Origin of the sequence: Kribbella capetownensis, assembly GCF_004331485.1 — a bacterium.
Lineage (GTDB): Bacteria > Actinomycetota > Actinomycetes > Propionibacteriales > Kribbellaceae > Kribbella > Kribbella capetownensis.
The window spans coordinates 418977-439025 of record NZ_SJKD01000004.1; the positions used below are offsets into that span (position 1 = coordinate 418977).

Below are 20049 nucleotides of genomic sequence, written 5' to 3' on the forward strand. Positions count from 1 at the left end.
GGGATGCGTGATGACCTTCAACATCGGCAACCAGTCCGCCGGCAACATCAACAACGTCGGCCGGGACCAGCACATCACCGGTGGTCAGCAAGGCGTGATGGTGACACCGGAAGCGGCCCGCCAGGCGGTCATCGATCTACGCGCCGGCCTTCGGCTCGCTCCGCTCGAGCAGCAGACCTCGGCTGCCGCGGAGGCGGAAGTGCGCGAGATCGAGGCCGAGATCCAGAAACCTGAGCCCGATCGGCCCCGCGCCGCGAGCTCGCTGGAGCGACTCACCCGGCTGCTGCTGTCCGCAGGCTCACTCGCCTCCGCGGGCGCGGCCCTGGTCCAGCCCCTGCAAACCCTGGCCGGCTGGCTCGGCAGCCTCGGCGGCCCGATCCTCCACCTCCTCCCGCTGCTGGCCTAGCCGACCTCCTGCGGTGGCTGGCAGGTCCAGGCCACCTTGCCGAACTGAGCCGGTTCCGACGGAGCGGTCCGGGCGGCTGATGCGTCAGACGTTCCTGCGGCTGGACCCGGCCGTGTGGTTGGGTTCTGGGCTGAAGGAGGTGGACGTGGCGGGGTCAGGGGTCTTCGTACTGTCCGTTGTGGTCGTCGGTGCGGCCGGCATCATCTGGGGCATCGTCGCGCTCGTACGGCGGCAGCAGTACATCAAGAGGTTGCGGGATCGCGGCTGGACGTTCGTGAACAGTCCGACGTTCGATGCCGTCGGTCGGCTCGGCAATCCGCCGTTCGGGATGGGTTTCCGGCGTAAGCCGGACGATCAGATCACCGGCCTGACCAGCTCCGGCCGGGCGTTCCAGGTGATCGAGTACGACTCGGAGTACTGGTCGGGCTGGGTCGGGATGGTCACGCTGTCCCGGCGGTTGCCGGAGCTGTGGATCACCGGAGGTCAGACGCAGCCGCGGTCCGGAGTCGAAGCGACCGTCATGCAGACCCCGGCGCACCTCGGCCAGGGCTGGCAGGTCGGTGCACTGGACCCGGCGTTCGCGACAGCGGTGATGACGCCGCAGCTGTGTGAGCGGCTGACCGCGATGGCCGCGGGCCAGCCGGGTGTGAACCTCAGCATCGACGCCGACCAACTGGTCGTCCTGGATCCGCCGCGCAAGGACGTCGAGCTGCTCGGTCCCTGGCTGGAGCAACTGGCCACCGCCGCCGCGGCGATCGATGCCACCGCGCTGGACCAGTGGATCCAGCCGGAGCAGCCACCGCGGCTGACCTTCTACCACCACCCGGAGTGGTACTGGATCGGCGTCGACGACAGCCTGCTGCAGGTCACCCCGGTGACTCGGTCCGGCCACGATCACAGCACCAGTGAGGTGATCCGAGGCCGCGACGGCGACGGTCCGCCGTTCGTCGCGTTCACGCACCACTGGAAGACCACTCGCACCGAGACCTCCACCGACAGCGAAGGCCGGACCCATACCCGGACCGTGGTCGAGAACCACAGCGAGCCGATCCTCGGCTTCCAGTTGCCGGCCCGGATGCCGTGGATCCAGGTCGCCCGGCGAGGCTTCGGCCGCGGCATCAGCTTCGAGAGCGAAGCCTTCAACGACCAGTTCGCCGTCACCGCCCAGGACACCAAGTTCGCGTACGACGTCATCCACCCGCGCCAGATGGAATACCTGATGGCCAACCCGCCGGCGTCTTTCAGGATCGCCGACGACTGGGCCTGGTTCGCGCCAGGCACCCACAGCCATGGGGTCATCGCCCACAGCGCCGACGTCCTCCGCGGCTTCCTGGCTCGCATCCCCCGCTTCGTCTGGCGGAACCTCGGCCTGGCGGATTCGCCGTACCCGCCTCTCGACCCCGCTCCGACGCGCAGCAGTAGCTGACAGAGCGCCTTCATCACGGTTGGGTCACGACGGATCAACACGTGTTGCTAGCGGCCTGACCGGCGCGACATGCTGGCCGCTCCATCCACGCAACTCGTGTTGATCGGAGGCGCGGTGACGGTGCGGCGCTCGGACGTGGCCCGGTTGGCGGGTACGTCGCCCTCGGTCGTGAGCTACGTGCTCAACGGCGGACCTCGTGGGGTCGCGGAGGAGACGCGGCAGCGGGTGCTGGCCGCGATCGAGCAGCTCGGCTACCGGCCGAACGGGATCGCCCGCTCACTGCGGATGGCCCGGACGATGACGCTGGGCCTGGTCGTCCCGGACAACGCCAACCCGTACTTCGCCGAGCTCGCCCGCGCGATCGAGGAGGAGTCGTTCGCCGAGGGGTACACGTTGCTGATCGGCAACTCCTCCGAGGACGACGACCGGCAGACGACGTACGTACAGACGTTCCTGGCTCGCCAGGTCGACGGGTTGTTCCTCGTTCCGGCGCACGGTCCCCTGGGCTGCCTGGAGGATCTGCAGCGCGCGAAGACGCCGTGGGTGACGCTCGACCGTGCGGTGGAAGGGATCGCGCCGGCGGTGCTCGTCGACAACCACGGCGGTGCGTACGCCGCGACCCGGCATCTGCTCGAACACGGCAGGCGGCGGATCGCATGCCTGGCCGGACCACAAGACGTGATGCCCGCGATGGACCGGGTCGCCGGTTGGCGTTCGGCGCTGGCGGACGGCGGCATTCAGCCGGATGCGATGTCGCTGTGGCATGCGCCGTTCGGTCGGCAGGCCGGCTACAGCGCTGCCCGCAAGATGCTTGCCGCGGACGAGCGGCCGGACGCGATCTTCGTGGCCAGCGACGAACAGGCGATGGGTGTACTGCGTGCCGTCGCCGAGCTCGGCCTGGTCTGTCCGGACGAGCTCGCGATCGCGTCGTTCGACGGCGTGGCCGCGGCCATGTACTCGACGCCGGGCCTGACCACTGTCCAGCAGCCGTTCCGCCTGCTGGCACGGGCGGCGGTGAGCCACCTCGTGCAGCAACTGGGCGTGGGCGAGGTCGACGCGGACGAGGCGAGGACCGAGGTTCTGCCGGTCCAGCTGGTCCGTCGCGGGTCGTGCGGCTGCATCGACCCGACGGGCGGAGACGCACCCGAAACGGAGGACTGAGATGCGTCGATCAGGACTGTGGCACCCGCGGCTGGCCGCGGTGGTGGCCGGGCTGCGACATACGGAGACGATCGTGCTCGCGGATCCCGGGCTGCCGGTCCCATCAGACGTCGAGACGATCGACCTGGTCTGGGCCCGCGACGAGCCCGCGTTGCTGCCGGTGCTGGCCGCACTCATCGCCGAACTGGTGGTCGAGCAGGCTCTCATCGCCCAGGAGTTGACGGACTCGCGGTTGCTGCGGGGCCTCGACGAACACCTCGGCTCGGTCCCGCTGAAACGGACCAGCCATGAAGACTTCAAGATCCTCTGCCGGACTTCGCGGGCCGTCGTCCGCACCGGCGAGACCACGCCGTACGCCAATGTGATCCTGACCGCGGGAGTGCCGTTCTGATGATTCCGGCTGACTACGAAGACCGGGTGTACGCCGGTGTGCTCGGCAAGGTGATCGCCGTGTACCTGGGCCGGCCGTTCGAGGGTTGGCGGTACCAGCGCATCGTCGACGAACTCGGCGACATCACCTACTACGTCAACGACCGTGCGGATCTGCCGTTGAAGAACCACCTGCTGGTGGTCACCGACGACGACATCAGCGGCACGCTGGTGTTCCCGCGGGCTCTGCGTGACCACGGCGTCGAGCCGACCTCCGAGCAGGTCGGGCAGACCTGGCTCGACCAGATCGTCGAGGAACAGACGGTGCTGTGGTGGGGCGGCCTCGGCAACTCGACCGAGCACACGGCGTACCTGCGGATGAAGGCCGGCATCGTTCCGCCGGAGAGCGGTGCGATGGCGCGCAACGGTCAGGTGGTCGCCGAGCAGGTCGGCGCGCAGATCTTCGTCGAGGGGTTCGCGATGACGCGGCCTGGCGATCCGCAGGCCGCGGCCGACCTGGCCGAGCGAGCGGCAAGGGTCAGCCACGACGGCGAGGCGATCCATGCCGCGCGGGTGGTCGCGGCGCTGGTCGCGCAGTCGTTCGTCGAGCCGGACATGGATCGGCTGCTCGACACGGCCGTCACGCTGATCCCGAAGGACAGCCTGATCTACCGCGTCGTCGCCGACGTCCGCGAATGGGCCACCGGCGGCGACTGGAAAGCGACTCGGGAACGGATCGAGGAGCGGTACGGCTACCACCTGTACGGCGGCAACTGTCACGTGATCCCGAACCACGCGACGATCATCAACGCCCTCGCGCACAGCGGCGGCGAGTTCGCCCAGGCGATGACGGTGGTCAACACCTCCGGCTGGGACACCGACTCGAACGCCGGCAACGTCGGCGCGATCTGTGGCGTCCGAGGTGGGCTGGCCGGACTCGACGCCGGACCGGACTGGCGTGGGCCGATCGCTGACCGGCTCTACCTGCCGGCGGCCGACGGTGGGTCCTGCATCACCGATGCGGCGCGCGAGGCCCTGACTCTCGCGAGACACGGCCGGACCTGGGCCGGCGAGCAACCGGTGGTCCCGAAGGACGGCGCCCGGTTCCACTTCGCCTTCCCGGGCTCGGTGCAAGGCTTCACCGTTGCTGAGGGCAACGGTGTGGTGAGCAACGATTCGTCCACGCTCACAGTGCCGGCAGGTACCACGGTCAGCACACCGACGTTCATCCCGCCCGAGGCCCTGGACATGCCGATCTACGGCCTGCTCGCGAGCCCGACTCTCTACACCGGGCAGACGGTCACGGCCCACGTCGACGCGACGGACGACGCCGAGGTCGCGCTGACGATCACGGCGTACGACGAGAACGACGAACTGCGCACGGTGTTCGGACCGGGGACGACGCTGTCGGCGGGCGAGTCCGCGGATCTGGCCGTGACCGTGCCGGAGCTCGGTGGCCAGCCGGTCGCAGCCGTAGGTCTGACGACTTCAGGCACCGTCCAGCTGGACCGCCTGACCTGGGACGGCGCACCCGATCTCACCCTCACGCGACCGGCAGGCGGAACCGTCTGGCGTCGTGCCTGGCTCCGTGCGGTCGACCGCTGGGACCCCCACTGGCCGGAACCGTTCCGCATCGTGCAGAACCGGGGTACCGGCCTGCTCAGCCACGGATCACGGGACTGGCAGAACTACACCGTCACCGCCGATGTGACTCCACACCTGACGGCGTCCGCCGGCATCGCGGCTCGGGTCCAAGGACTGCAGCGGTACTACGCACTCGAACTGGCCGACCGGAACACCGTCCGCCTGGTCCGGCGCCACACCGTGCTCGCCAGCCGCGCGTTCGACTGGGAGTACGGCCACACCTATCAGCTCGCTCTCACGGTGGACGGCGACCGCCTCGTCGCCACTGTCGACGGCGAGGCTCTGTTCGACCTCACCGACTCCACGTACGACTGCGGCGGCGTCGCGCTGGTGGTCACCGAGGGCCGGACAGCGACTCAGCAAGTCCGCATCACCCCCATCTCCCGCGAGGAGGAATCATGACCGCACGTTCGTTCAGCCGCCGCCGCTTCCTGACCGGTGCGAGCCTGAGCGCGGCTGCCATCGCCGCGCCCGGTGTCCTGACCGCTTGTGGAGGCAGCGACGACAGTGGGGCCGGCTCGGGCAGCGGCAAGGTCGACCTGTGGCTCGACATCCAGGGCGACGCGAACCAGAAGTACTTCAACGAGCAGGTCGCCGCCCTGTTCGAGAAGGCGAACCCGTCGGTCGACCTGAACACGACCTACTACAAGGGTGACGACCTGCGCCGGCTCGTCCAGACCGCACTGCAGGCCAGGTCCGGGCCGGACGTGGTCCGCGGCCCGTCGGCGACCCAGACCCTGGCCTGGAGCAAGGCGCATGCGCTCGCCGACCTGACGCCGTACGCGGACAAGTACGGCTGGAAGGACAAGCTGTCGGCCTGGGCGATGAACGCGTTCACGACCGACGACAAGCTCTTCGCGCTGCCCATGCGGGTGGACACGATGATGCTCTACTTCAACAAGACGCTGTTCGCGTCGAAGGGCTGGAAGCAGCCCACGAACCGCGATGAGCTCGAGGCACTGGCGGCCGAAGCACACGGCCAGGGCATCACCGCGTTCGGCTCGTCGAACGTGGACTGGAAGGCCGCCGGCGAGTGGCTGATGACGGTGTTCTGGAACCACTACTCGGGTCCGGACGCCTTGCACCAGGCGCTGTCCGGCGACATCAAGTTCACCGACCCGGTCTTCGTCGAGGCGGTCGAACTGGTGCAGAGCTACTTCGACAAGGGCTGGCTGGCCGGCGGCGTCGACAAGTACTTCGCCGTTCCCTCGCAGGAGATCGGTGCGAACTTCGGCAAGGGCAAGGTCGCGATGATCCCGCAGGGCGGCTGGTTCATGAGCCAGGTCGGCCAGTACTTCGGTGCCAAGGCGAAGAACGACAACGAGTGGGACTGGATGCCGATCCCGGCGCTGCGCAACGAGGTCAAGTACCCGTTGTTCGAGTTGGGCATCGGCGGGTCGCTCGGGATCAACGAGGCCAGCAAGAACAAGGACGCCGCCGCGACGTTCATGAACTGGTACTACGGTGACCGCGGCGCGGCCCTCCAGCGGATGGCCGACGTACCGGCGACGTACAACATCCCGATCGACTTCGCCGACGCCGACATCCCGAAGAAGATCGACCCTCGCTCGGCCCGCGTGCTGACCTCGCTGAACAAGGCGGTCTCGACGGGTGACTACGGGTACGTCACGTGGACCTGGTGGCCACCGAAGACGGACGTGTACGTCTACGAGGGACTCGAGCAGGTGCTGACCAAGAAGATCAAGGCGGCCGACTACTGCAAGGAACTCGACCGGCTCTTCACCGAGGAGAAGGCCGACGGCACCATCCCCGCGCTGCCCGCCCAGGGCCCGGCCAAATGACGACCGCCGTCGCCGGCACCGCCGTACGGGCGCCCGGCGCCGCTCGTGCGCGGCGCCGGTCGGCGGTGATCGGCTGGGCCTTCCTGGCACCGCTGCTGGTGCTCAACCTGGTGGTGGTGCTCGGTCCGTCGATCGCGACGGTGTACTACTCGCTCACCGACTGGTCCGGGCTCGGGCCGGCCGAGTTCATCGGCCTGGAGAACTACACCAAGGCGTTCACCGATCCCGATGTCCATCAAGCCCTGCTGCACAACGTGATCTGGTTCGTGCTGTTCGGTTCGGTGCCGATGGCAATGGGTTTGCTGGGCGCGTACCTGCTCAGTCAGGTCCGCCGGTTCCAGGTCCTGTTCCGGGCGCTCTACTTCATCCCGTACGTCGTGGCCAGCGTGGTCAACGCGGCGGTCTGGAAGATGCTGCTCTCACCGACCAGTGGGATCGGCCACCAGTTCGGGATCGATCATTCGTGGCTCGGTGACACCGCCACGTCGCTTTTCAGCGTGAACTTCGTCGTCGACTGGCACTTCTGGGGCTTCCTCGCGGTGATCTTCCTGGCCGCGATGCAGGGCATCGATCCGCAGTTGTACGACGCGGCCAGTGTGGACGGCGCCGGCAGGTGGCAGCAGTTCCTCTCGGTCACGCTGCCCGGCATCCGCCCGACGATGATCTTCGTGATCCTGATGACGGTGATCTGGACGCTCAAGGCGTTCGACTACATCTTCATCATGACCCAGGGCGGTCCGGCCGGGTCCAGCGAAGTGGTCTCGACGCTGATGTACAAGCAGGCCTTCAACGAGTACTCCGCCGGGTACGCCGCCGCACTCGGACTCTCGATGACCGCCATCACCGCCGTGATCCTGGCCGTCTACCAGTACCTGCGCAAGAAGGGATGGGAGGACGAGTGACCACCACCGTCATCGATCCGGCGACCACCACCCGGACGTCCGATCCGTCGTCCGCGAGCCCGCGGCGATCCCGCCGGCGCGGCTCCGGCGGAGGCGCCGGGGCGTACATCGTGCTGATCGCGCTGGCGTTGTTCGCGATCGGCCCATTGGTCGCGGTGGTGTTCAACGCGTTCAAGAACAACGCGGAGATCGGCACGAATCCGCTGGCACCGCCGACCTCGCTCAGCCTGGACAACTTCACCGAGGCGTGGACCCGCGGCGACTTCGCCACCACCATGCGCAACAGCGCGATCATCTGTCTCGGTGCCGTCCTCGGAACCTGCCTGATCGCCGGCCTCGCGGCGTACGCGCTGAGTCATCTGCAGGTGCCTGGGAGCGGGATCGTGGTCGGGTACCTGTTCCTCGGCAGTGCGCTCCCGGTGCAGTTGTTCCTGGTGCCGTTGTTCTTCCTGTGGACCCAGTTGCACCTGGTCGACAATCTGTTCGGGCTGATCGTCATCTACTGGGCCACGGACGCGCCGTTCGCGACCTTGCTGCTGAGATCGTTCCTGCTGAAGATCCCGAAGGACTACACCGAGGCGGCCCGGCTGGACGGCGCGTCCGACCTGCAGATCGCCCGCCGGGTGGTGCTGCCACTGGCCTGGCCGGGCTTCCTGACCGTCGCGCTGATCGTGGCGTTGTGGTCGTGGAACGAGTTCTTCTGGGCGATCACCTTCATCCACGACCCGAAGCTGCGCCCGGTGGCGACCAGCTTCCTCGCCTTCCAGGACCAGCACTCGACCGACTGGGGGATGACGAGCGCCGCGGCAATCTTCATGCTCGGCCCGGTCGTCCTGCTGTTCCTCGTACTGCAACGCCGATTCGTCAGCGGTCTCACCGCAGGAGGACTCAAGTGACGTCACCCGACCCCCGTCCGAACCTCGTCCTGATCGTCGCCGACCAGTTGCGCCGCCAGGCCCTCGGCGCGTACGGCGACCCGAACGTCTCCACGCCGATCATCGATGCCCTGGCGGCCGCCGGGACTCGCTTCGACGCCGCGTGCTCGACGTACCCGGTCTGTGTCCCGTACCGGTTCTCGCTGATGACGGGGGAGTACGCGCACACCCGGTTCATCCCCTCGATCGAGTGGCGGATGTCGCCGGCCGAACGCACGCTGGCCGACGAGCTGAACGGGGCCGGCTACCAGACCGCGCTCTACGGGAAGTGGCACCTGTACGGGAACTTCGGCCACTACCCCGGCCACACGGTGGTGAAGACGTCGCGGACCCAGGTGCCGCGGCCGTACCAGGGCCGGTTCCAGCGCTTCGCGGGCTTCGACATCTGCAACGACCCGTGGGACACCTACTACTGGAACGAGGACGATCCGCAGGCCCACAAGATCGACGGGTTCCAGACCGACGGCCTGTTCGACCTCGCCATCTCCGACCTGCGCAAGCCGTCGGACAAGCCGTGGGCGACGGTGCTGTCGGTCGAGCCGCCGCACCCGATCTTCACCGCGCCACCGGAGTACGTCGAACGCTGGAAGGATCGCGAGATCGTCCTGCGGGAGAACGTTGACGTCGGCAAGGACTACAACAAACGCGGACCGCACGGCCGGGACCTGATCGACGATCTCCGGGTGTACTACGCGATGATCGAGAATCTCGACGACAACATCGGACGCCTGGTGAGCGCCCTGCGTGAGACCGGTCAGTTGGAGAACACCGTGATCGGGCTGACCGCGGACCACGGTGAACTGCTCGGCTGCCACGGCCTGCTCGCGAAGCAGCGTCCGTGGGAGGAGTCGCTCGGGATCCCGCTGATCCTGTCCGGCGCGGGCATCGCGTCGTCGGTGGTGGCCGATCCGGTCAGTACCGAGGATCTGTTCCCGACCCTGCTCGGACTGGCCGGCGTCGTACCGCGTGACCCGAAGCCCGGGCTGGACCTGTCGCCGCTCGCCCGCGGTGACGAGACCGGCCTCGACCGCGAGGGTGTGCTGCTCGAGTTCGTCGCGGAGATGCGGCCGGGGATGCCGTTCCACGAAGAGACGTGGCGCGGTTTCCGGACCAGTCGCTACAAGTACACGGTGCTCGGCGACGCCCACGGCGGAAAGCCCTGGCAGTTCTTCGACCTCGAGGAAGACCCGTACGAAATGACCAACCTGGTCGACAGCGAGAAGCACGTCGACGAGCTCCGGCATCACCACACGCTGCTGCGGGACCGGTTGGTCGAGACCTACGACCACTACGTGCTCGCGCCCGCGTTCGGGTGCCCGGGCCTGAACGAGTGGGACCCCGAAGCCAAGTTCCAGCGCCGCTTCGGCTGACGGCGTCGCTCTGGCTGACACCGTCGTTTCGGCTGACATCGTCGAGAGGTGAGGCATGATGAAGCTCGCACGTGTGGTCGCCGCGCTCGTCTCGGTCGCGGGGTTGATCGCGGCCGCGCCGGCCGGCGCCCAGCCCGGTCCGCAGTACGTCGGAACGGAGTACGACCAGGGCGGTAGCAGCCAGGCGATCGACGGCCCGCTGCCGCAGGTGCAGCAACTCGCCGACCAGATCACCCGCACCACCGACACGATGCTGCGTGATCTGGCCCGCGAACGCGCCAAGCTCCCGTACGGCTCGATCGAGGCCGATCACCACGCCCGGCCGCAGCTGACGACGTACCCACCGGCGGCCGGCAGCCCGGTCTCCGATCAGTACTCCGTCACGGTCGGTCAGCGGGGCCGGAGTACCAGCTCCTTCGTTTACCAGGTCGCGGCGCGCAAGACCGACACCAACCTGGAGAAGGACACGTCCTGGACGTCGTTCTCGTTCGCCGGGCCAGTGACGGTCGAGGTGAACAAGCTGAGCGGTGCGGCGACCGGTTGCCTGGTGCGGCCGGCGTCGGCGCGGATCCGCACGCACTTCTCCGGCAGCACGTGCTCCTTCACTCTGACCGCGGCCGCCAACGTCTCGGTGGAGTTCACGCCGAACACCACCAACCCGGTGCTGCATCCGATGCTGGTGTTCGCGAATCCGCCCGAGATCGACGTACCACCGGCGAGCGACCCGAACGTGTTGTACCTCGGCCCCGGACTGCATCAGCTCGGCACTGTGCAGTTGCACTCGAACCAGACCGTGTACGTTGCGGGTGGCGCGTGGGTGCAGGGGACGTTCAAGGGTCTCGGCGTGCACAACGTGGTGATCCGTGGCCGCGGCGTCATCGACGGGACGTACCTCGACACCGGTGATCAGGACTCGAACAAGAGTCAGCCCGGGCTGATCGACATCGACTGTCACGATCCCGGCCAGCCTCCGCACGCGGCCTGCTCGACGGGGTCGTCGAACTCGAGCAACGTGGTGGTCGACGGGCTCACGTTCGTCAACGGCCCGCGGTTCAACGTACGGGTGCTGGGCGACCACGTCACCGTGCACAACCTGAAGGTGATGAGCTGGTGGTACAGCACCGACTGCATCTGGGCCGGCACGGCGAGCCTGGTGGAAGGCAACTTCTGCAAGGTGAACGACGACGCGCTGAAGCCGATGACCGGCGACTCGGTGATCCGGGACAACGTGGTGTGGCAGCTCGAGAACGGTGCGCCGTTCATGATCAGCTGGAACATCCTCACCGATCAGGCCGACTTCCACGTCTACGACAACGACGTCATTCATGCCGAGCACTACTGGCTCTCGCCGCAGGCGATCTTCCGGGCCCGGCATGCCACCCCCGGGCAGCTGCAGAGGTTCCTGTTCGAGGACATCCGGGTGGAGGACGCGAACTGGCGGCTGTTCTACATCATCTTGGAGAAGCATCCGAAGTGGTACGACCCGGCGCTCGGCTTCGGGCAGATCTCCGGCCTGGTGTTCCGCGACATCACTGCGCAGACGCCGTTCACGATGCCGAACGTCTTCACCGGTGGGGATCCCGATCACCGGGTCTCTGACGTGACGCTGATGAACGTCGCCATGAACGGCACGTGTGTGGCGAACGCTGCCGACGGCAACTTCCAGATCGATCCGGCGACGACCGATCAGGTCCGGATCGTGAAGAGCGCGCACGCTCCTTGCTCGCATCGTTGAAAGGAACCTCGTGAGACCGAACGTGGTCGTCGTACTGGCCGATGACATGGGTTGGGGGGACCTGGGCTGCTACGGCTCCGCCATCCCGACCCCGAACATCGACCGGCTGGCCGCCGGGGGTGCTCGACTGACCGACTGTCACTCGGCATCCGCGGTCTGTACGCCGAGCCGGTACGCCCTGATGACCGGACGCTATGCGTGGCGTGGGCCGCTGAAGAACTTCGTGCTGATGGGACACGGTCCGGCCCTGATCGAACCGGACCGGGCGACGATGGGGAGCGTTCTGCGCGGCGCCGGCTACACGACCGGTGCCTTCGGCAAGTGGCACCTGGGGCTTGGCTGGCGCCATCGTGACGGATCGGTCCGGGATGCGTTCGAGCCCGGAGCGGTGCTGCACGACGACATCGTGACGGACTTCGGGCACGATATCGACTACACCGCCGCGGTCACCGGTGGTCCGACGGAGCTGGGGTTCGACCGGTTCTTCGGGATCGCCGGGTCGCTGGACATGCCGCCGTACGCCTTCATCTCCGACGATCGCACGGTCGGGGTGCCCGAACGGGAGAAGGAGGTGTACCTGACCGAGCAGCGGCCGGGGCTGCAGGTGGACGGCTGGCGCGAGGACGAGGCCGACGTACGGTTCGTCGGCGAGGCTGTTGACTGGCTGCGGGGGATCGAGCCGGGTACGCCGTACTTGTGCTACCTCGCGCCCTCAGCGCCGCACCGGCCGTGTGTACCACCGGACTTCATTCGTGGTCGCTCCGGACTGGGGGATCGGGCGGATGCTGTCTGTCTGGTCGATTGGGCCGTTGGTGAGGTACTGCAGGCGATCGCCGAGCGCGGCGAGACCGAGAACACGTTGGTCGTCGTCACCAGCGACAATGGTGCGCCGATGATCTTCGAAGACGACGGCGACATGTCGCAGCACCGTCCCAACGGGGACTGGCGTGGGCAGAAGGGCGACCTGTGGGACGGCGGCCACCGCGAGCCGTTCATCGCCTTCTGGCCCGGGCAGATCCCGGCCGGTTCGTTGCTTGAGGCCCCGATCTGCTTGACGGACGTCCTGCCCACCGTCGCGGCCGCGACCGGTACGGCGCTTCCGGATGGAGCGGCCGAGGATGGTCAGGACCTGCTCGGCGCGCTGACTCGGGGCGAGTCGCTCTCGGCGGACCGGCCGGTGGTCCACCACAGCCTCGGCGGCCGCTTCGCGATCCGCTCCGGCCGGTGGAAGGCGATCTTCGCGCCCGGCTCCGGTGGCGGCTTCTCCGAACCGTCGATCAGCGCCCTGTTCAGCGCCGGCTCCGGCAAGGCGCACGCCAACCCCGCCTGGGACGCCGACCACCCCGACGGCCAGCTCTACGACCTCTCCACCGACCCCACCGAATCCACCAACCTCTGGTCCACCGAACCCGAGACAGTCGCCGCCCTCTACTCCCAACTCCAATCCATCTGCCAATCCGAATCCAGCGGCCTCCCCTTCGACGTACCAACACACCGCTCTCCAGTGCCGTAGGTCTCGGTCAGTTGTGGGGGTGGTCTTGGGTGACGAGGCCGCTGCGATAGGCGAAGACGACGGCCTGGGCTCGGTCGCGGGCGCCGATCTTGGCGAGGATTCGTTTGACGTGGGTCTTGGTGGTGGATTCGGCAATGACCAGCAGGTCGGCGATCTCGTCGTTGGACAGACCGTCGGCGACCAGGGTGAGAACCTGTTGTTCGCGGTCGGTCAGGACGGTCAGGAACTCAGCCTCGGCGGAGGTCCCAGGCCGGCCGGTGACGAAGCGGTGGATGAGGTCCCGGGTGACGGCGGGGTCGAGGAGCGCCTCGCCGGCGGCGATCGTGCGAACGGCGTCGATGAGGCGTTCCGGCGAGGTGCGTTTGAGCAGGAAGCCGCTGGCTCCGGCGCGCAGTGCGCCCCACACGTATTCGTCGTACTGGAAGGTCGTCAGGATCAGGATCCGGGAGTCGGGGCTGGTCGCGACCAGGCGCCGGGTGGCTTCGATCCCGTCGATGCCGGGCATCCGGACGTCCATCAGTACGACGTCCGGTGCGTGCTCGCGGCAGAGTTCGACGGCCTGCAACCCGTCCTCGGCCTCGGCGATCACGTCGAGATCCGGCGCGGTTCCCAGTACGACGGCCAGTCCCGCGCGGAGCAGCGCATCGTCGTCAGCGAGCAGTACCCGGATCGTCATGGCAGCGGAAGCACCGCCCTCAGGGTGAACCCACGCCCCGGACCGCGGCCCTGTTCGAGCACGCCGCCGCAGAGCGAGACCCGCTCCGCGATTCCCAGCAGGCCGCGTCCCGGGACGTGCTGTTCGGGCAGTCCAGGCCCGTCGTCCGCGATCTCGATCACGACGGCGTCACCGTCTCGATGAACGTCGACGGTCGCGGCGCACGGGGCGGCGTGTTTGAGGACGTTCGTCAATCCTTCCTGGACGATCCGGTACGCCGACAGATCCAGCGTGTGAGGCAGTTGCAGCGCCGGGTCGAGGCTCAGGACCACTCGCACCCGGGCGCTGGTGAGCCGGCGCACCAGATCGGGGATCTGTGCCAAGCCCGGGACGGGATGCGGTGCCGGGCGCAGGTTGCCGAGCGCCTGGTCCAGATCTGCGAGAGAGTCCCGACCAGTCTGCTCCATCCCGGCCAGGAGTTCGCGGGCCTTGGTCGGGTTGGTGTCCAGGAGCAGCCGGGCCGCACCTGCCTGGACGATGAGCAGGTTCACCGTGTGGCCGACCACGTCGTGGAGCTCGCGCGCCACCCGGATCTGCTCCTCGGCGATCGCCTGCTGCCGGGTCGCACGCCGGGCACGCTCCTGCTCCTCACGACGTCGGGCATTGCTGTAGCCGACCGCCCAGGTGGCGATCCAGGAGAACAGCACACCCACGCCCTCGAAGGCCGCGGCATCGCGGTTGCCGGCGAAGTACATCGCCGTACCGACCACAGCCATCGGCGGTCCGAGGAGGGCGCGCCGCCTCGTGGCGTACAGGCCCAGCGAGTAGATCCCGATCAGGTTCGCGTACGGCGACACCGCGCTGCTGATGCCGGCCAACGCCTCGACCGACAACCCCACCGTGCCGGCGACGAACCCGGCCAGCGGGAAGGAACGTCGTACGACGAGACCGCCCGCGATCATCAGCGTGAGGACGACGGACAGGGTGACCATGGCCGCCCCGCCGTCGACAGGTTCCTGGGTCCGGTCCACCACGACCAGCGCCAGGAAGACGACGGCGATGGCCGCGTCGACGGCCGGCGCCGGGACCGCACGGAGGCGGGCGAGGCGCCGGACCATCGATCGAGAGGGGTTCATGGCACCCCTCGGTTAGCTGATCACCATGGGCAGCAACACCACCAGGAAGAACACCGACTCTACCGAGTGGATGGCGATTCCCATCAGTGCGCTGCGATATCTCTTGGTCGGTCCCGCGGTGAGGAACCCGGTCGCGATGGCGTTCGGGATCACCCACGGCTCGTGCAGGTGGTAGCAGCCGAACAGCACGCCGTTCACGATCCAGTCGGCCCGCCCGAACGCCTTGCCCATCCTCGGCAGGAGGAGCCCGCGGAAAAGCAACTCCTCTCCGATGACCGTGTTCAGGAACAGTTCGAACGCGACCAGTGCGTACAGCCACCACGCGTGATGGAACGTCGCCTGCCCGGCGTCGGACTCGAGGAAGTGACCGAAGTTCCGCTCAGCGGGTCCGCTCGGTCCGAACGGCAGCATGTCCAGCGCCGCCAGGGCCAGGGCGAAGACCACGACCCACCACCACAGCCGGCCACCGCGCCTCGACGCTGTCTGTGGTGGTCGTAGCCACAGCCGGTCACGGACATTCGTCCATGATGGATCACGTCGTTCACGCAGCACCAGGATCACCACGAGAGCTGCTTGCCACAGCAGTCCGAACGTCAGCGCCGACAGCAGCGTGATGAAGAACCGCCTGGAGGACGCGCCGTCGCCCGCGATGGCCGGTGCCACCACCCATGCCAAGACAGCCATCGGTACGGTGGCCGCGGCCCAGACCGCGAGCACCATGCCGCGTGAGTACTGCGGGATCGCCGGCACTCGGGTCGGTGTCGTGCTTGTCGTTGTGTGCATGGCCCCTCCTTGCGTCTGATGCAAGGACGGTAGGCGTGTGGCGGTACGGCGTACGTCCTCCCAACGGGGTCAGTCGGCACACCCCTCAGGGGGTACGCCGTGGGTGCTCGCCGCTGGCGATGTCACAGCTGGCTGGGGTGTCTCGTCTCGGGGTTGAAGGAACAGTCTTGAGATCGGATGGGTGATGATCATGCGGGTGTTCGTGGCAGGTGGAACCGGGGTGCTCGGGCGGCGGTTGGTGCCGCAGTTGGTGGCGCGAGGGCACCAGGTGACCGCTACGACGACCAGCGCAGCCAAGCTGGGCTTGCTGGAGAAGCTGGGAGCCGAGGCCGTCGTGATGGACGGGCTGGATGCCGCGTCGGTCGGTGAGGCGGTGGCCAAGGCTCGGCCGGACGCGATCGTGCACCAGATGACGGCGATCTCCGTGGCCCACGCGGGCAAGCCCGACATGAAGCACATGGATCGGTGGTTCGCCGGCACTAACCGGCTGCGGACCGAGGGGACGGACCACCTGCTCGCCGCCGCCGAGGCGACCGGCGTGACCAACTTCGTCGCGCAGGGGTACGGCGCCTGGAACGGCATTCGTACCGGCGGCTGGGTGAAGACCGAGCAGGACCCGGTGGACCCGATGACCGGTACGCCGGCCGAGCCCGGGATGGCGGCGATCGGTCACGTCGAGGACGTGGTGGTCAAGGCCGGCGGCGCGGTACTGCGGTATGGCTGGTTCTACGGGCCGGGTGCGATGGACGACCTGGTCGAGCCTGTGTTGAAGCGGCAGTTCCCGGTCGTCGGGGGAGGCGGCGGCTACTGCTCGTGGGTGCATCTCGACGACGCCGCGAGCGCTACAGTCCTGGCTGTGGAGCAGCAGGCCAAGGGTGTGTTCGACATCGTCGACGACGAACCGGCGCCGGCCAACGTATGGCTGCCCTACCTGGCCGCGTCGGCGGGAGCGAAGCGGCCGATGCGGTTCCCCACTTGGCTCGCTCGCCCGCTGGCCGGGGACGTGGCGGTCATGATGATGACCGAGGGCCGGGGGTTCTCCAACGCCAAGGCCAAGCGGGAGCTCGGCTGGGAACTGCGCTACCCGTCCTGGCGGCAGGGCTTCAAGGAAGAGCTGGCATGACGCGTGCCGAGGAGTTCGAAGAGCTGCGACCGTTGCTGTTCTCGATCGCCTACCGGCTCCTCGGCAGCGTGAGCGAGGCAGAGGACGCGGTCCAGGAGACCTGGCTGCGTTGGGAATCCTCGCCGACAGCACCCGCCTCGACCAAGGCCTTCCTGTCCGCGGTGGTGACCCGCGTCTCGATCGACGTACTGCGGTCGGCCCGCGTCCGGCGGGAGACGTACGTCGGTCCGTGGTTCCCCGAGCCGTTGCTGGCGGACCCGTATGAGGATCCGGAGCGGGCGGCGGAGCTGGCCGACTCGTTGTCGATGGCCGCTCTGCTCCTGCTCGAACGGCTGAGTCCGCTCGAGCGTGCGGTCTTCGTGTTGCGGGATGTGTTCGGGTTCGGGTTCCCGGAGATCGCGTCGGCGGTGGAGAGGTCGGAGGCGGCGTGCCGTCAGCTCGCGGTGCGGGCGCGGCGTCATATGGATGCGGGCCGACCCCGGTTCGAGGCCGACCGCGCCGAGCGCGACGTACTCGCCTCGCGGTTCTTCGACGCCTTCAGCGAAGGAGATGTCGACGGTCTGCAGGAGTTGCTCGCAGCCGACGTACGCATGGTCAGCGACAGCGGCGGCAAGGCCCCGCAGTGGGGGACCGGCATCGCCGGCGCCGACAAGGTTGCCCGCCTACTCGTCTCCCTGGTCGCGCCGTTCACCCAGATCGGCGGCACCGTCGAACCCCACTCGCTGAACGGCCAACCAGGCGCCATCCTCCGCGACCGCGACGGCAAGGTCATCAACACCTGGACCCTGGACATTTTCGAGGGCCACATCCAGACGATCCGCACCGTCCTCAACCCCGACAAACTCATCCACGTGGGCCCAGTAGCCGACGCCTGGTCAGTACTCCGCCAAGCCACGCAGATCCGTCGCCCGCCAGCCTCTTAGTCAACACTCCACCCGATCGATGGAAGCGGATCCCTCTGCCGGGTGATGTCGCGCGGTCGTGAGCCGTCGTGTACCGCGCCATGGCCCGTGTCGAGGATCGCGGTGGGCGGTCTGGTCTTCGCGACGGCTACTTCCGCGGTGGGTACGTTCGGTCACGTTCTGAGCGCGCGGTGGGAATCGTTCCGTCCGGCACCATTGAGCGTCCGCTCGCACTGATCGCCCGGTCGGTGGCCATCTGGGGCATTCTCACCCTGACCGGCATCACACCCACCGACGCTGATCCCGCGCCCTTCACACACAATCGCCACTCACTCCCACCACCACCGCACCCGCCCCACCTGCACCTGACGAACCCCACCGTTTCCTCAGCGGCCGGCTCCGTAAGCACGCCATAAGTGGCGGGATCTGTTCAGGGCGGACGATCCGGGCCATTGTCGAAAATGATTCTTTCCCGATCGAGGGGGCCGGAGCATGGCCGTTTACAGTAAGTCGTTCGACGAACCCGATGAGCAAAGGACGCCGGACAAGACCGTCGTCAACGTGGTGAAGTTTCCCGGCGCCAGCGTCGCGAAGATCACCTTCCAACCGGGCTGGCGCTGGTCGGAGTGCATTCGTCCCGTCGTCGGCGGCGAGTCCTGCCAGGTCCGGCACGTCGGCACCCTTCTGTCGGGCGAGATCGAGGTCGTGCACGACGACGGCAGCAAGGCGCGACTCGCGGCCGGCAGCGCGTACCTGATCGAGCCTGGGCACGACGCCTGGGTCGTCGGCGACGAGCCCGCGATCGGCCTGGAGTTCGAGTCCCACGCGGCCGAGACGTACGCCAAGTCCTGACCCCGTTCGATCCCTGGGGTGACTTCTTGCAATTGGTTGTGGGCGGGAGGACGCTCATCGCAAGGGGAGATCTTCAGGGGGAAACATGAGTCCTGCGTCGGCACCGGACGAGGTGCACGTTTCTGGTGAGCCGGTACGCCGGATTCCGGGGGATGACTCCCGGAATCCTCAGCCGGGAATGGCCTTGTGCCTGTCGGGCGGTGGATATCGGGCGATGGTGTTCCACGTCGGTGTTCTCTGGCGCCTGAACGAGGCCGGGATGCTGGCTGAATTGGATCGTGTCTCGAGTGTGTCCGGCGGTTCGATCACCGCCGGAGTACTCGGGATGAATTGGAACGAACTGCTGTTCGACCAAGCCGGGGTGGCCAAGCAATTCGTGGATCAGGTCGTCGATCCGGTCCGTGCGATGGCGAGCACCCACGTGGATCTACCGGCTGTGCTCACCGGGATCGGGCTCCCGTTCACCTCGGTGGCCGACCGGGTCGTCCGGGCGTTGCGCAAGCAGTTGTTCGGTCAGAAGACGCTGCAGGATCTTCCGGACAAGCCGACGTTCGTGATCAACGCGACGAACGTCGAGTCCGGCGTACTGATGCGTTTCAGCAAGCAGTATCTGGCCGACTATCGCGTCGGCCGCATCGACAACCCGGGGCTGCCGCTGGCTGTCGCAGTGGCGGCCTCGTCGGCGTTCCCGCCGATCCTTTCGCCCTGCACGGTCGACCTCGATCGGGAGGAGTGGGTGACGCAGCCGGGTAACGACCTGACGTCGCCGGAGTTCCGCAACGAGATCCGGCTGAGCGACGGCGGTGTATACGACAACCTCGGGCTGGAGACCGCGTGGAAGCGGTACGAGACGGTCCTGGTCAGTGACGCGGGCGGTCACCTGGGTGCGGTCGCGGATCCGCCGGTGGACTGGGCCCAGCACACGATCCGCGTTCTCAAGGTCATCGACAACCAGGTCCGGTCGCTGCGCAAACGTCAGGTCATCGATGCCTTCCGCAACAAACGCCCCGGCATGTACGTCGGGATCCGCAGCCACGTGGACGACTTCCCGCTCGCGGACCCACTGCCGTCCGATCCCGTTGTCGCAGCCAGGCTCGCGGGGATCTCGACGCGCCTGAACGCGATGGACGACACCGTTCAGGAACAGCTGATCAACTGGGGATACGTCATCTGCGACACCGGCCTGCGCGCCCACCTGGGCAAGCCCGCCGGCGACGGGACGTTGCCCTATCCCGACAATCCACTCACCAAGCTCTGACAACCTCACCTTCGCCCTCCAGCCGCCGTACCACCCTGCGTGAAAGTTCCCGCCGGCGGCGCGTGCTGGAATGGGGG

At 67.7% G+C, this 20049-nt stretch carries 18 protein-coding genes; 15 read left to right on the plus strand and 3 right to left on the minus strand.

Going from position 1 to position 20049, the window contains the following annotated elements:
• The first annotated feature begins 10 nt into the window (after positions 1-10).
• From E0H75_RS20235 to E0H75_RS20285, 11 genes are all read left to right on the plus strand, one after another.
• Entirely contained in the window at positions 11-406 is a 396-nt protein-coding gene (locus tag E0H75_RS20235) for a hypothetical protein (protein WP_131515135.1), read from the plus strand.
• A gap of 145 nt (positions 407-551) precedes the next feature.
• Positions 552-1832: a hypothetical protein gene (locus tag E0H75_RS20240; protein WP_238163152.1), complete on the plus strand. Its 1281-nt coding sequence runs from the start codon at positions 552-554 to the stop codon at positions 1830-1832.
• A 114-nt stretch (positions 1833-1946) separates the two neighbouring features.
• Positions 1947-2993 carry a LacI family DNA-binding transcriptional regulator gene (locus E0H75_RS20245; RefSeq protein ID WP_202873067.1) on the plus strand — a complete coding sequence of 349 codons (1047 nt, stop codon included), beginning with the start codon at positions 1947-1949 and terminating at the stop codon, positions 2991-2993.
• A gap of 1 nt (position 2994) precedes the next feature.
• The gene (rbsD, locus tag E0H75_RS20250) at positions 2995-3384 is read left to right on the plus strand and encodes a D-ribose pyranase (protein ID WP_131515137.1); all 390 of its coding nucleotides are present in this window, start codon (positions 2995-2997) and stop codon (positions 3382-3384) included.
• Entirely contained in the window at positions 3384-5408 is a 2025-nt protein-coding gene (locus tag E0H75_RS20255; protein ID WP_202873068.1) for an ADP-ribosylglycohydrolase family protein, read from the plus strand. The genes rbsD and E0H75_RS20255 overlap by 1 nt, the downstream gene beginning before the upstream one ends.
• The gene (locus E0H75_RS20260) at positions 5405-6808 is read left to right on the plus strand and encodes an ABC transporter substrate-binding protein (protein WP_131515139.1); all 1404 of its coding nucleotides are present in this window, start codon (positions 5405-5407) and stop codon (positions 6806-6808) included. The genes E0H75_RS20255 and E0H75_RS20260 overlap by 4 nt, the downstream gene beginning before the upstream one ends.
• Positions 6805-7710, plus strand: a complete 906-nt coding sequence (locus E0H75_RS20265) for a carbohydrate ABC transporter permease (protein ID WP_202873069.1) — start codon at positions 6805-6807, stop codon at positions 7708-7710. The genes E0H75_RS20260 and E0H75_RS20265 overlap by 4 nt, the downstream gene beginning before the upstream one ends.
• On the plus strand, positions 7707-8606 hold the full coding sequence (locus E0H75_RS20270) for a carbohydrate ABC transporter permease (protein WP_202873070.1): 900 nt from the start codon (positions 7707-7709) through the stop codon (positions 8604-8606). The genes E0H75_RS20265 and E0H75_RS20270 overlap by 4 nt, the downstream gene beginning before the upstream one ends.
• A complete protein-coding gene (locus tag E0H75_RS20275; protein WP_165553874.1) occupies positions 8603-10015 on the plus strand; it encodes a sulfatase family protein in 1413 nt (470 codons plus the stop codon). Before E0H75_RS20270 ends, E0H75_RS20275 begins: the two co-directional genes overlap by 4 nt.
• A 58-nt stretch (positions 10016-10073) precedes the next feature.
• Entirely contained in the window at positions 10074-11750 is a 1677-nt protein-coding gene (locus E0H75_RS20280; RefSeq protein ID WP_165553876.1) for a hypothetical protein, read from the plus strand.
• Between the two features lie 10 nt (positions 11751-11760).
• The gene (locus E0H75_RS20285; RefSeq protein WP_131515143.1) at positions 11761-13263 is read left to right on the plus strand and encodes a sulfatase family protein; all 1503 of its coding nucleotides are present in this window, start codon (positions 11761-11763) and stop codon (positions 13261-13263) included.
• A 7-nt stretch (positions 13264-13270) separates the two neighbouring features.
• Here the strand turns inward: E0H75_RS20285 and E0H75_RS20290 are convergent, their stop codons facing one another.
• From E0H75_RS20290 to E0H75_RS20300, 3 genes are read right to left on the minus strand one after another with little or no spacing between them, the layout of a single operon-like run.
• The gene (locus E0H75_RS20290) at positions 13271-13939 is read right to left on the minus strand and encodes a response regulator (protein WP_131515144.1); all 669 of its coding nucleotides are present in this window, start codon (positions 13937-13939) and stop codon (positions 13271-13273) included.
• A complete protein-coding gene (locus E0H75_RS20295; protein WP_131515145.1) occupies positions 13936-15054 on the minus strand; it encodes a sensor histidine kinase in 1119 nt (372 codons plus the stop codon). Before E0H75_RS20295 ends, E0H75_RS20290 begins: the two co-directional genes overlap by 4 nt.
• Before the next feature lie 12 nt (positions 15055-15066).
• Positions 15067-15837 (minus strand): CPBP family intramembrane glutamic endopeptidase, encoded by a 771-nt coding sequence (locus E0H75_RS20300; protein ID WP_131515146.1) that lies wholly within the window; start codon positions 15835-15837, stop codon positions 15067-15069.
• 190 nt (positions 15838-16027) lie between these two features.
• On the opposite strand from E0H75_RS20300, the gene E0H75_RS20305 reads away from it, so the two are divergent.
• The 4 genes from E0H75_RS20305 (at position 16028) to E0H75_RS20320 (ending at position 19972) form a co-directional block, all read left to right on the plus strand.
• The gene (locus tag E0H75_RS20305; RefSeq protein ID WP_131515147.1) at positions 16028-16960 is read left to right on the plus strand and encodes an NAD-dependent epimerase/dehydratase family protein; all 933 of its coding nucleotides are present in this window, start codon (positions 16028-16030) and stop codon (positions 16958-16960) included.
• On the plus strand, positions 16957-17883 hold the full coding sequence (locus tag E0H75_RS20310) for an RNA polymerase sigma-70 factor (protein ID WP_131515148.1): 927 nt from the start codon (positions 16957-16959) through the stop codon (positions 17881-17883). Before E0H75_RS20305 ends, E0H75_RS20310 begins: the two co-directional genes overlap by 4 nt.
• A gap of 471 nt (positions 17884-18354) precedes the next feature.
• A complete protein-coding gene (locus tag E0H75_RS20315) occupies positions 18355-18714 on the plus strand; it encodes a cupin domain-containing protein (protein ID WP_131515149.1) in 360 nt (119 codons plus the stop codon).
• An 85-nt stretch (positions 18715-18799) separates the two neighbouring features.
• Positions 18800-19972 carry a patatin-like phospholipase family protein gene (locus tag E0H75_RS20320; protein ID WP_131515150.1) on the plus strand — a complete coding sequence of 391 codons (1173 nt, stop codon included), beginning with the start codon at positions 18800-18802 and terminating at the stop codon, positions 19970-19972.
• The last annotated feature ends 77 nt before the right edge of the window (positions 19973-20049 follow it).